The organism is Staphylococcus sp. HMSC34G04 (assembly GCF_001838765.1).
Taxonomy (GTDB): Bacteria; Bacillota; Bacilli; order Staphylococcales; family Staphylococcaceae; genus Staphylococcus; species Staphylococcus epidermidis.
The window spans coordinates 415,770-429,228 of record NZ_KV838739.1 but is presented as its reverse complement, the minus strand read 5'-3'; the positions used below and the strand labels follow the sequence as shown (position 1 = coordinate 429,228).

Annotated in this window: 12 protein-coding genes; 11 read left to right on the top strand and 1 reads right to left on the bottom strand. The window is 31.8% G+C overall.

What is annotated here, in order from left to right:
• Positions 1 to 47: 47 nt before the first annotated feature.
• Positions 48 to 299 (bottom strand): 30S ribosomal protein S20, encoded by a 252-nt coding sequence (gene rpsT / locus HMPREF3241_RS08715; RefSeq protein ID WP_001831221.1) that lies wholly within the window; start codon positions 297 to 299, stop codon positions 48 to 50.
• Between the two features lie 292 nt (positions 300 to 591).
• Here rpsT and lepA point away from each other — a divergent pair, with 292 nt between their 5' ends.
• The 11 genes from lepA to HMPREF3241_RS08660 all read left to right on the top strand — a co-directional run bounded on the left by lepA (position 592) and on the right by HMPREF3241_RS08660 (position 13,453).
• Positions 592 to 2,415, top strand: a complete 1,824-nt coding sequence (gene lepA / locus HMPREF3241_RS08710; protein WP_002457751.1) for a translation elongation factor 4 — start codon at positions 592 to 594, stop codon at positions 2,413 to 2,415.
• 117 nt (positions 2,416 to 2,532) lie between these two features.
• The gene (gene hemW / locus HMPREF3241_RS08705; protein ID WP_002446570.1) at positions 2,533 to 3,657 is read left to right on the top strand and encodes a radical SAM family heme chaperone HemW; all 1,125 of its coding nucleotides are present in this window, start codon (positions 2,533 to 2,535) and stop codon (positions 3,655 to 3,657) included.
• A gap of 99 nt (positions 3,658 to 3,756) precedes the next feature.
• Positions 3,757 to 4,734: a heat-inducible transcriptional repressor HrcA gene (gene hrcA, locus HMPREF3241_RS08700; protein ID WP_002446569.1), complete on the top strand. Its 978-nt coding sequence runs from the start codon at positions 3,757 to 3,759 to the stop codon at positions 4,732 to 4,734.
• Positions 4,735 to 4,762: 28 nt separating this feature from the next.
• Entirely contained in the window at positions 4,763 to 5,395 is a 633-nt protein-coding gene (gene grpE / locus HMPREF3241_RS08695; RefSeq protein WP_002446568.1) for a nucleotide exchange factor GrpE, read from the top strand.
• Between the two features lie 55 nt (positions 5,396 to 5,450).
• Positions 5,451 to 7,280, top strand: coding sequence for a molecular chaperone DnaK (dnaK, locus tag HMPREF3241_RS08690; protein WP_002446567.1), 1,830 nt, complete (start codon positions 5,451 to 5,453; stop codon positions 7,278 to 7,280).
• 144 nt (positions 7,281 to 7,424) lie between these two features.
• The gene (gene dnaJ / locus HMPREF3241_RS08685) at positions 7,425 to 8,546 is read left to right on the top strand and encodes a molecular chaperone DnaJ (protein ID WP_002457747.1); all 1,122 of its coding nucleotides are present in this window, start codon (positions 7,425 to 7,427) and stop codon (positions 8,544 to 8,546) included.
• 3 nt (positions 8,547 to 8,549) lie between these two features.
• On the top strand, positions 8,550 to 9,488 hold the full coding sequence (prmA, locus tag HMPREF3241_RS08680; RefSeq protein ID WP_002446565.1) for a 50S ribosomal protein L11 methyltransferase: 939 nt from the start codon (positions 8,550 to 8,552) through the stop codon (positions 9,486 to 9,488).
• 1 nt (position 9,489) lies between these two features.
• Positions 9,490 to 10,242 (top strand): 16S rRNA (uracil(1498)-N(3))-methyltransferase, encoded by a 753-nt coding sequence (locus tag HMPREF3241_RS08675; protein ID WP_070853600.1) that lies wholly within the window; start codon positions 9,490 to 9,492, stop codon positions 10,240 to 10,242.
• Positions 10,243 to 10,247: 5 nt separating this feature from the next.
• The gene (gene mtaB, locus HMPREF3241_RS08670) at positions 10,248 to 11,594 is read left to right on the top strand and encodes a tRNA (N(6)-L-threonylcarbamoyladenosine(37)-C(2))-methylthiotransferase MtaB (protein WP_002457745.1); all 1,347 of its coding nucleotides are present in this window, start codon (positions 10,248 to 10,250) and stop codon (positions 11,592 to 11,594) included.
• A gap of 125 nt (positions 11,595 to 11,719) precedes the next feature.
• Positions 11,720 to 11,896, top strand: a complete 177-nt coding sequence (rpsU, locus tag HMPREF3241_RS08665; protein WP_000048060.1) for a 30S ribosomal protein S21 — start codon at positions 11,720 to 11,722, stop codon at positions 11,894 to 11,896.
• Between the two features lie 846 nt (positions 11,897 to 12,742).
• On the top strand, positions 12,743 to 13,453 hold the full coding sequence (locus HMPREF3241_RS08660) for an NfeD family protein (RefSeq protein ID WP_002501141.1): 711 nt from the start codon (positions 12,743 to 12,745) through the stop codon (positions 13,451 to 13,453).
• Positions 13,454 to 13,459: the final 6 nt, after the last annotated feature.

Here is a 13,459-nt window from a genome sequence, read left to right as displayed (position 1 = left end):
GCTATTTTGCTAGGAATTATGTCCCAGCCTCTCTGTTTTAATAATCATTATTTATTAGCTGACATAAGTTTAGATTTAATACGGTCAGCTTTATTAGAATGGATTAAATTACTTTGAGATGCTTTATCAACTTGTTTGATAGCAAATCTTAATAATTCATCTTTGTTTTCAGCATCAGTAGAGATAGCTGTTTTAGCTCGTTTCACAGCTGTACGCATAGCGTTTTTCTTAGAAATATTTCTTTCTTCAGCTGTTTCAGTTGTTCTTACACGTTTAATTGCAGATTTAATGTTTGGCATTACTGTCACCTCCTAAAAGTGATCATAACTTATCAAAATTTATTTGATTACAACAAGAAATATTTTATCAAATGTCTTATATTTGTGCAATCATTTATTTAAAAGTAACTTCAATTGAATTTATTACTTTTTAATTGTTGGAATGAACTACTGAACTAGATATAATAGTTATGTTAGAATTTACATTTAATTAATTATGTCAAAGATATATTGCATTAAAGTAATAAAAACGTTACTATATCAAAGATACATAGAAGTGACAGGTTATAAAGATGAAAGCGAGAAGGATAAAATGGATAAGCAAGAACGATACAATAGAAGAGAAAATATTAGAAATTTCTCCATTATTGCGCATATAGACCATGGTAAATCGACATTAGCTGATCGAATTTTAGAGAATACAAAATCAGTTGAAACTCGAGAAATGCAAGATCAATTACTTGACTCTATGGATTTGGAAAGAGAACGAGGCATCACTATTAAACTAAATGCTGTTCGATTAAAATACGAAGCTAAAGATGGAGAAACTTATACATTTCATTTGATAGATACACCAGGGCATGTCGACTTTACGTATGAGGTTTCTCGCTCATTAGCTGCATGTGAAGGTGCAATTCTTGTAGTTGATGCTGCCCAAGGAATAGAAGCACAAACCTTAGCAAACGTTTATCTAGCATTAGATAATGATTTGGAACTTTTGCCAGTTGTTAATAAAATAGACTTGCCTGCAGCTGAGCCTGATAGAGTTAAGCAAGAATTAGAAGATGTTATAGGTATAGATCAAGAAGATGTAGTACTCGCAAGTGCTAAGTCAAATATAGGTATTGAAGAAATTTTAGAGAAAATAGTTGATGTTGTGCCAGCACCGGACGGTGATCCTGAAGCCCCACTTAAAGCACTTATCTTTGATTCAGAATATGATCCATACAGAGGAGTAATATCTTCAATTCGAATTATTGATGGTGTTGTTAAAGCTGGTGATAGAATTAAAATGATGGCTACCGGTAAAGAATTTGAAGTTACAGAAGTGGGAATCAATACACCTAAGCAACTACCGATAGAAGAATTAACAGTTGGTGATGTGGGCTATATTATCGCAAGCATCAAAAATGTTGATGATTCTAGAGTAGGTGACACAATTACTTTAGCTGAAAGACCTGCTGACAAGCCGTTACAAGGATATAAAAAGATGAATCCAATGGTATATTGTGGTCTATTCCCTATTGACAATAAAGACTATAATGACCTAAGAGAAGCTTTAGAAAAATTACAACTTAATGACGCATCCTTAGAGTTTGAACCAGAGTCTTCACAAGCCCTTGGTTTTGGATACAGAACTGGATTTTTAGGAATGTTACATATGGAGATTATTCAAGAAAGAATCGAAAGAGAATTTGGTATTGAACTCATTGCAACAGCGCCTTCTGTTATCTATCAATGTATTTTAAAAGATGGTTCTGAAGTTTCAGTTGATAATCCAGCACAAATGCCCGAAAGAGATAAAATAGAACATATTTATGAACCATTTGTCAAAGCTACGATGATGGTGCCGAATGATTATGTAGGTGCAGTGATGGAGTTATGTCAACGTAAAAGAGGGCAATTTATAAACATGGATTATCTTGATGATATAAGGGTTAATATTGTTTATGAAATTCCATTATCTGAAGTAGTTTTCGATTTCTTTGATCAACTTAAATCTAATACAAAAGGTTATGCTTCTTTTGATTATGAATTTATTGAAAATAAAGAAAGTAATCTTGTTAAAATGGATATATTACTGAATGGAGATAAAGTTGATGCTCTAAGTTTTATTGTCCATAGAGATTTTGCATATGAAAGAGGAAAAGCGCTTGTCGAAAAATTAAAAACATTAATTCCACGACAACAATTTGAAGTGCCAGTTCAGGCGGCTATTGGTCAAAAAATTGTTGCACGAACAAACATTAAATCTATGGGTAAAAATGTTTTATCTAAATGTTATGGTGGAGATATCAGTCGTAAACGAAAACTTTTAGAAAAACAAAAAGCAGGTAAAGCTAAAATGAAAGCAGTAGGCAATGTGGAAATTCCTCAAGATGCATTTTTAGCAGTATTAAAAATGGATGATGAATAATGTAGATGAATGGGGTATAGACATTCTTTATGTCTTACCTCATTTTATAATGTCTAGAATGATATAAGTATATAATGTGAAAACTATATAAATGATTTAAAGATTGGTGGTTATAAAGTGAGTGTAAAAAGTGCATATATTCATATTCCATTTTGCTATAGAATTTGTACTTATTGTGATTTCAATAAATACTTTATCGATAAACAGCCAGTCGATGAATACTTAGACGCACTTATTAACGAGATGCAAGTTGATAATAACAGAAATCTTGAAACAATGTATGTCGGAGGTGGTACACCGACAGCCTTGAATATGAGACAACTTGAGAAGCTACTTAAAGCAATTAATCAAACATTTACAATTAGCGGAGAATTTTCTTTTGAAGCTAATCCTGATGAGTTAACTTATGAAAAAGTTGTACTTTTAAAACAATATGGCGTAAATAGAATATCAATGGGTGTACAAACATTTAAACCTGAACTATTAAAAATTTTAGGCAGAACTCATAAAACTGAAGATATATATAATGCTGTTAGTCATGCCCGAAAAGCAGGTATTGAATCAATAAGTTTGGATTTAATGTACCATTTACCACAACAAACTATCGACGATTTTAAAGACAGCCTAGAACGTGCCATTGCATTGGATATTGATCATATTTCAAGTTATGGATTAATTCTTGAACCTAAAACCCAGTTTTATAATTTGTATAGAAAGGGACATTTAAAATTACCAAATGAAGATTTAGGGGCAGAAATGTATCAATTTTTAATGGATCGTATGAAAAACTCATCATTCCATCAATATGAGATTTCTAATTTTAGTAAACTTAATCATGAATCAAACCATAATAAAGTATATTGGTTAAATGAAGAATACTATGGCTTTGGTGCTGGTGCAAGTGGTTATGTAAACGGTGTACGTTACACAAATCTTAATCCAGTAAATCATTATATTAAAGCGATAAATGAAGGGAAAAAACCAATACTATCTGAAACATCTCCTACTTATAACGAAAGAATGGAAGAAGAAATGTTTCTTGGTTTAAGAATGAATCAAGGTGTGAGTAAAAGCCGTTTTAAGAAAAAGTTTAATAAATTAATCGATGAGGTGTTTGGTGAAACTATTAAAGATTTGAGGTGTAGGGGACTCATAAAAGAAGAAAGAGAATTTATATCTTTAACCGAACGTGGAAAAGTCATAGGTAACGAGGTTTTTGAAGCATTTTTGCTAAATTCATAAAAAGTTAGAAATTTTAGTGCTTTAACATTGACTTACTTTGACCAATTTGATAAATTGTAATTAGCACTTGAGATAAAAGAGTGCTAATGAGGTGAAAACATGATTACAAAAAGACAATTAAGCATCCTTAATGCTATTGTTGAAGATTATGTTGATTTTGGACAACCGATTGGATCTAAAACTCTAATTCATCGTCATCACTTGGATGTGAGTCCAGCTACCATTAGAAATGAAATGAAGCAACTCGAAGAAATGCATTTCATTGAGAAGACACACACATCTTCTGGAAGGGTTCCATCTGAATCAGGGATTAGATATTATGTCAATCGCCTTTTAGAACAAACATCTCATCAAAGTCAAAACAAAATTCAACGTTTAAATCAATTATTAATTGAGAATCATTATGATAGTTCGACTGCACTTTCAAACTTTGCACACGAATTATCTATGAAATCTCAATATGCAACGTTGGTAGTCCGCCCGAATCACAAGCAAGATGTTATAAATGATATACATCTTATTCGTGCTAATAACCATTTGATTATTTTAGTAATGGTATTTTCTTCTGGACATGTTGAAAATATACATTTTGTATCGCATGCTCAACTAAATAATATTAATTTAAATAAAATAGCAAACTTTTTGACCGAACATTTCAGTTTTAATCGTAAAGTACTAACTCAAAACATCGAGTCTTACTTTAGTCAAAAAGAAGAGCTATTGCTTGCAAATGAAGTAGTTGAGATGATAAATTTACAAATTGGTAATCAAAGTAATAGCATTTATATGGGTGGAAAGGTTAAACTTATTGATGCGTTAAATGAGTCCAACGTTTCATCTATTCAACCGATTCTTCAATATATAGAATCAAATAAAATAACTGAATTATTAGAAGATATATCAACTTCTCAAATCACTGTCCGAATTGGTAAAGAGATTGATGATAGTTTAAGCGATATATCAATTGTGACTAGTCAGTATCATTTTGATGAGTCACTAAAAGGTCAAATTGCAGTAATCGGACCAACTGCAATGCATTATCAAAATGTAATTCAATTATTAAACCGTATATGGTAGTAATTGGAAATGTATTGGAGGTCAGACTATGTCAGAAAAAGATCAGTCAGTGAATAATACTGAGAAAGATATTAATGTAGAAACTGAAGATAATCAGAATGATACAAAGATTGAAAACTCAGTATCTAACACAGATAATAGTGAAGCTAATGCTAGCGATTCAGAAAATAATTCAGAAGAAAGTATCAAGGATGAAGAGTCAGAGTCTCAAGATACTAAAATTAAAGAATTAGAAAAGCTTGCAAATGATAATGAAGAAAAATATTTAAGATTATATGCTGAATTCGAAAATTATAAACGCCGAATTCAAAAAGAAAATCAAATTAATGCTACTTATAAAGCTCAAGGTGTTTTAACTGACATTTTACCGTCTATAGATAATATTGAGCGTGCACTACAAATTGAAGGTGATGATGAATCGTTCAAATCACTTCAAAAAGGAGTGCAGATGGTTCATGAAAGTTTACTAAGAGCTTTAAAAGACAATGGTCTTGAAGAAATTTTAGCTGAAGGTAAGGAATTCGATCCTAATTTACATCAAGCTGTCGTTCAAGATGACAATCCTGATTTTAAATCAGGTGAAGTTACTCAAGAATTGCAAAAAGGATACAAACTTAAGGATCGTGTTTTAAGACCATCAATGGTAAAAGTAAATCAATAATTAGATTGAAAATACATTGAAATAAATAAAATGATTAAATTGGAGGAATTATATTATGGGTAAAGTAATTGGAATTGATTTAGGTACAACTAACTCTTGTGTTTCTATCTTAGAAGGAGATGAACCAAAAGTAATTCAAAACCCAGAAGGTGCACGTACTACACCATCAGTGGTTGCATTTAAAAATGGTGAAACTCAAGTAGGTGAAGTAGCAAAACGACAAGCTATCACAAATCCTAACACTGTACAGTCTATTAAACGTCATATGGGTACAGATTATAAAGTTGATATTGAAGGTAAATCTTATACACCACAAGAGCTTTCAGCAATGATTTTACAAAACTTAAAAAGCACTGCAGAAAACTATTTAGGAGATACAGTAGACAAAGCTGTTATCACTGTCCCTGCTTATTTCAATGATGGTGAACGTCAAGCAACTAAAGATGCTGGTAAAATTGCAGGCTTAGAAGTTGAACGTATTATCAACGAACCTACAGCTGCTGCACTTGCTTATGGGTTAGATAAAACTGAAACAGATCAAAAAGTTCTCGTATTTGACTTAGGTGGGGGAACATTTGACGTATCTATTCTAGAGTTAGGCGACGGTGTATTTGAAGTATTATCAACTGCCGGAGATAATAAACTTGGTGGCGATGACTTTGACCAAGTAATTATTGATTATCTTGTTTCAGAATTCAAGAAAGAGAATGGTGTTGATTTATCACAAGATAAAATGGCATTACAAAGATTAAAAGATGCTGCTGAAAAAGCTAAAAAAGATTTATCAGGTGTTTCTCAAACTCAAATTTCATTACCATTCATTTCTGCTGGAGAAAATGGACCATTACACCTAGAAATTAGTTTGACTCGTTCTAAATTTGAAGAATTAGCTGATTCATTAATCAAAAAAACTATGGAACCGACTCGTCAAGCATTAAAAGATGCTGGTTTATCTACTTCAGAAATAGATGAAGTTATTTTAGTTGGTGGTTCAACACGTATTCCGGCCGTTCAAGAAGCTGTTAAAAAAGAAATTGGTAAAGAACCACATAAAGGTGTTAACCCAGATGAAGTTGTAGCAATGGGTGCTGCTATTCAAGCTGGTGTAATCACTGGTGATGTTAAAGATGTGGTATTACTTGATGTTACGCCATTATCTTTAGGTATCGAAATTATGGGTGGACGTATGAACACATTAATTGAACGTAATACTACTATTCCAACATCCAAATCACAAGTTTATTCTACAGCAGCTGACAATCAACCAGCGGTAGATATTCATGTATTACAAGGTGAACGTCCAATGGCATCTGACAACAAAACTTTAGGAAGATTCCAATTAACTGACATTCCACCTGCACCACGTGGTGTACCTCAAATCGAAGTAACATTTGATATCGATAAAAACGGTATTGTTAACGTTACAGCTAAAGATTTAGGTACTAATAAAGAACAAAATATCACAATACAATCAAGCTCATCTCTATCTGATGAAGAAATCGATCGCATGGTTAAAGATGCTGAAGAAAATGCTGAAGCAGATAAAAAACGTCGTGAAGAAGTTGACTTGAGAAACGAAGCAGATAGTCTAGTATTCCAAGTTGAAAAAACAGTTAAAGACTTAGGCGAAAATATTAGTGATGAAGATAAGAAAAATGCTGAAGAGAAAAAAGATGCACTTAAAACAGCATTAGAAGGTGAAGACATCGATGATATTAAAGCTAAAAAAGAAGAACTTGAAAAAGTAATTCAAGAATTATCTGCAAAAGTTTATGAACAAGCTCAACAAGCACAACAACAAGCTCAAGAAGAACAAGGTTCTCAAGATAGTACTGTTGAAGATGCAGACTTTAAAGAAGTTAAAGATGACGAAGATAAAAAATAAGTTTAGTATCTAACTTATAATTATCTATTAAGTTTTTAGTAAAAAAGTCAAAGTCAATCGATCATTGACTTTGACTTTTTATTTGGATATTAAGAAACAATTAGATAAACTATTCTTGTTAAACGTATAAAAGGAGAGGTAATTATGGCCAAAAGAGACTACTATGAGGTCTTAGGCGTAAGCAAAAGCGCTTCTAAAGACGAAATTAAAAAAGCTTATCGTAAATTATCAAAAAAATACCATCCAGATATAAATAAAGAAGAAGGCGCAGACGAAAAATTCAAAGAAATCTCCGAAGCATATGAAGTCTTAAGTGATGAAAACAAACGTGCAAATTATGATCAATTTGGTCATGACGGACCACAAGGTGGATTTGGCAGTCAAGGCTTTGGTGGCAGTGACTTTGGTGGATTTGAAGATATTTTCAGCTCATTCTTTGGTGGCGGTTCACGTCAAAGGGATCCTAATGCACCTCGCAAAGGTGATGACCTTCAATACACAATGACAATAACATTTGAAGAGGCTGTATTTGGGACAAAAAAAGAAATATCAATAAAAAAAGATGTAACATGTCATACATGTAACGGTGATGGCGCTAAACCTGGTACAAGTAAAAAAACTTGTAGCTATTGTAATGGCGCTGGTCGTGTTTCTGTTGAACAAAATACTATTTTGGGTAGAGTTAGAACTGAACAAGTTTGTCCTAAATGTGAAGGTAGTGGACAAGAATTTGAAGAGCCATGTCCAACATGTAAAGGAAAAGGTACTGAAAATAAAACAGTTAAACTAGAAGTAACTGTTCCTGAAGGTGTGGATAACGAACAACAAGTTCGTTTAGCTGGAGAAGGTTCACCTGGTGTTAATGGCGGACCGCATGGTGACCTATATGTGGTGTTCAGAGTTAAACCATCCAATACGTTTGAACGTGATGGAGACGATATCTACTATAATCTAGATATTAGCTTTTCACAGGCTGCACTAGGTGATGAAATAAAGATACCTACACTTAAAAGTAATGTTGTTTTAACCATTCCTGCTGGTACACAAACGGGTAAACAATTCCGACTTAAAGATAAAGGTGTAAAGAATGTTCATGGTTATGGTTACGGGGACTTATTTGTCAACATAAAAGTGGTTACACCAACAAAATTAAATGACCGTCAAAAAGAATTATTAAAAGAATTTGCTGAAATTAATGGTGAAGATATAAATGAACAGTCATCTAATTTTAAAGATAGAGCAAAAAGATTCTTTAAAGGAGAATAGTCAATGAATTGGATGGAACTCTCAATTGTAGTTAATCACGAAGTAGAATACGATGTTACGGAAATTCTTGAAAGTTATGGCTCTAATGGAGTTGTAATTGAAGATTCACATATTTTAGAAGAACAACCTGTTGATAAGTTTGGAGAAATTTATGATTTAAACCCTGAAGATTATCCTGAAAAAGGAGTTCGATTAAAAGCTTATTTTAATGAGTTCACTTATAATGAAAACTTAAAATCCAACATTAATCATGAAATATTGAATCTTCAGCAAATTGATAAAACAATTTATGATTATCAGGAAAAACTTATTGCCGAAGTAGATTGGGAAAATGAATGGAAGAATTATTTTCATCCATTTAGAGCTTCAAAACAATTTACGATAGTACCAAGTTGGGAATCATATGTTAAAGAAAATGATAACGAATTGTGCATTGAATTAGATCCAGGTATGGCTTTTGGAACAGGTGATCATCCAACTACAAGTATGTGTTTAAAAGCAATTGAAACTTTTGTAAAACCAACGGATTCAGTTATCGACGTTGGAACAGGCTCAGGCATTTTAAGTATTGCTAGTCATTTACTTGGAGTTCAAAGAATAAAGGCATTAGATATAGATGAAATGGCTGTAAATGTGGCAAAAGAAAACTTTAAGAAAAATCATTGTGATGATGCAATTGAAGCAGTTCCAGGTAATTTATTAAAAAATGAAAATGAGAAATTTAATATCGTTATTGCAAATATTCTTGCCCATATTATTGAAGAAATGATTGAAGATACTTATAATACTTTAATTGAAGATGGTTATTTTATCACATCAGGTATTATTGAAGAAAAGTATCAAGACATAGAATCACAAATGAAGCGTATTGGTTTCAAAATTATTTCAGTAGAACATGACAATGGCTGGGTTTGTATAGTTGGTCAGAAAGTGAGTGGATAATTTGCAAAGATATTTTATGAATCAAAGCGCTGATGAAAATCAGTGCTTTTTTATTGAGAACAAAGAAGACTATCATCATATCTTGAATGTTATGCGTTATAAAGAAGGACAAAATATCATTGTCACTTTTTCAGATGAAAATGTATTTAGATGTAAAATTATTTCAATAAACGATCAATCGATTGAAATTAAATTAGAAGAAAAACAACAAATTAACACTGAACTACCTCAGAACATTACAATATGTAGTGGTTTAATCAAAGCAGATAAATATGAATGGATGATACAAAAAGCAACTGAAATGGGGGCAAACGAATTTATAGCTGTAGCTATGGAACGCTCTGTGGTCAAGCTCAATGATTCTAAAGTAGAAAAGAAATTATCGAGATGGCAAAAAATTATAAAGGAAGCTGCAGAACAAAGTTATCGTTTAACAATACCAAATATAAAATTTAAGTCGAATTTAAAAGAAATTTATGGTATGATAAATCAATATGACTATGTTCTTATAGCATATGAAGAACAAGCAAAGCACGGTGAATTAAGTCAATTTAAGCAAACAATTAAACAATTTAAGACACAGGACCGTGTTTTAATCATATTTGGACCTGAAGGTGGGTTATCAGATAGTGAAATTGCATTATTCGATGATGTAAGTACTATAGTTGGATTAGGTCCACGTATCTTGCGTGCTGAAACTGCACCTCTTTACGCTTTAAGTGCAGTAAGTTATGAAAAAGAATTATTGGGGTGAAGATTATGTCAACAGTTGCGTTTCACACATTAGGTTGTAAAGTAAATCATTACGAAACTGAGGCAATTTGGCAATTATTTAAAGATGCAAATTATGAAAGAGTAGAATTTGAAACAAATGCTGATGTATTTGTTATTAATACATGTACGGTGACAAATACAGGGGATAAAAAAAGTCGTCAGATAATTAGAAGAGCGATTAGACAAAATCCTGATGCAGTCGTTTGTGTAACTGGATGTTATGCACAAACATCATCTGCCGAGATTATGGAAATCCCTGGTGTTGACATCGTTGTAGGTACTCAAGACCGACATAAATTGTTAGATTATATTCAACAATTTCAGGAAGAGAGACAACCTATTAATGGTGTAGGTAATATTATGAAAAATAGAACTTATGAAGAATTAGAAGTTCCTTACTTTACTGATAGAACGCGTGCTTCATTAAAAATACAGGAAGGGTGCAATAATTTTTGCACGTTCTGTATTATCCCGTGGGCACGTGGATTGATGCGTTCTAGAGATCCAGAAAAAGTAGTAGAACAAGCTACTCAACTTGTTAACTCTGGTTATAAGGAAATTGTCTTAACGGGTATTCACACTGGTGGTTATGGGCAAGACCTTAAAAATTATAATCTAGCACAATTGCTAAGAGATCTAGATACTATTGAAGGGCTTGAACGTATACGTATTTCTTCGATTGAAGCAAGTCAACTTACTGATGAAGTTATTGATGTCATTGGAAACTCAAATAAGGTAGTACGTCATTTACATATACCGTTACAATCTGGGTCTGATGATGTGTTAAAACGTATGAGACGTAAATATACGATGGCACACTTTTCAGAAAGATTGACAAAATTACATCAAGCATTACCAGATTTAGCAGTTACTAGTGATGTAATTGTTGGTTTCCCTGGAGAATCTGAAGAGGAATTCCAAGAAACTTACGATTTCATCGTAAATCATCATTTTTCAGAGTTACACGTATTCCCTTATTCTCCTAGAATAGGAACGCCTGCTGCAAGAATGGACAATCAAATTGATGAAGAAACAAAAAATGTTCGTGTGCACAAACTAATTAGTCTAAGTAATCAATTAGCCAAAGAATATGCTTCTAAATTTGAAGATGAAGTTTTAGAAGTTATACCTGAAGAAATGGGTGAAGAACCACAAACACTTGTTGGCTATGCTGACAATTATATGAAGGTAAGATTTGAAGGAGATGACTCATTAATAGGTCAAATAGTGAAAGTTAAGATAGTTAAAGCTAATTATCCAATTAATGAAGGCAAAGCAATACGTGTTGTTAAACATGCAACGAATCAATCTGAAAAAGAAGTACTTGTTTAATTAATAAAAAATTGTAAATTTTACTGATTGACCGTCATTTAGAGTTATATTATACTAATAACTGCATAGTTTTACTATGCAATGACTATAAAGTTCCGTTGATATTTGGAGGGAGGGAAATACAGATGTCTAAAACAGTAGTACGTAAAAACGAATCACTAGAAGATGCTTTACGTAGATTTAAACGTTCAGTATCAAAAAGTGGAACTATTCAAGAAGTACGTAAACGTGAATTTTACGAAAAACCAAGCGTAAAACGTAAAAAGAAATCTGAAGCTGCACGTAAACGTAAATTCAAATAATTAATAGCTCTGTTGACTCCCTCAACAAGAATGTTAATTATATATTAGGACAGAATTTGAATTGAATTCACTGTTCTATCTAGAAATGAAGACTAGAACTGATTTATTTGTTTTTAACGTATTTCAGTTCTAGTCTTTAATTGTTAATAAGTCAAAGCTTGGGACAATGATTGAGCTATCTCCCAAATATCGGTAAAAAACACTTTCGTTGAATTCATATTAAATTGATTCATGCGAAAGTGTTTTTCTATTAAAAGAAAATCTTATTCGATAGAAACAAAATATCAAGCAGTTGAAATGAAAGTAGATGAGTATGATTTAAAACAATTATGGAACCATTGAATCTTCAAAATAAAACACAAGTCAAGTATTGTTAGCGATGATATCAAAATGCTGAAAGCTACACATTTTCTCAACATACTAGAAAATATTAGAAAAGATATAGAATTGGATATTAAAAAACTATAAGGTAATGAAAAAAGGTATCAGCAGTAATGATTGATTTAGTGGATCACTTAAAACTAAAATATCTGTCCGAACTAATAATAGAAGTCATGCGTATATCTAAATTACCATAATAGAAAGTTTATAATATTTTCAAGTGTGTGTTATTGATATGTCTCAGTTTTTTCATTTTTATGTCCGACTATACGCTTGTAACTGTAACAAACTGTTGCAACTATATTTAAATGCGTTTGAGTAATAGTTAAAATGCTTTGATTTTATATCGTCTTATATTGCGTTTTTATTTTACTAAATTAACATACTATTTTTATTATAGATATGTAAATGACTATATGATATGTTTCATTTCATGTATAATTATTTTGAGGGCGAGGTGAAAAAATGGATAACTTACATCTAATACATATGCTGTTTATGACAAAACCTTTAAATGGAATGAATTGGGTTGAAAACCTTGCACAGTTTATCACTCAACCTTTTGTTTCTCTTATTTTCACTTGTATTATATTTATTGGCTTTTTATACCAACTATATTCAAAACGCATAAACTTAATGGGAATAATTGCATTACTTGCTTTACTACTTTTATTTTTAGCATTCCTAATTAATGGCGACGTCAACGTGATGTCAGTATTACTGTTTACAATTGGTCTCATACTACTCATCATTGAATTATTTGTTATAGGGGCTGTAATTGGTATTATTGGTATTATTCTAATAACACTAAGTATTATTATACTTGGTGACAATATTTTATTAATGCTTGGAAATGTTATAGTTGCATTAATATTATCAATTATAGAATGGGTGATTTTAGTGAAAATATTCAATAGAAAAATTCCATTTTTAGATAAAGTTATTTTAAAGGATTCAACAAATTCTGAAGCAGGTTATCGTTCACATGACGACCGCTCTCATCTTTTAGGAAAAACCGCACATACTGTTACCGATTTAAGACCAGCAGGAATTATAACTTGTGACAATGATCGAATAGACGCAGTATCTGATGGATCATTTATTTTACGTAATCGACAAGTTAAGATTCTTGAAGTGGAAGGTACACGTGTTGTTGTTAGAGAAATCGAAAAATAAAAAGGA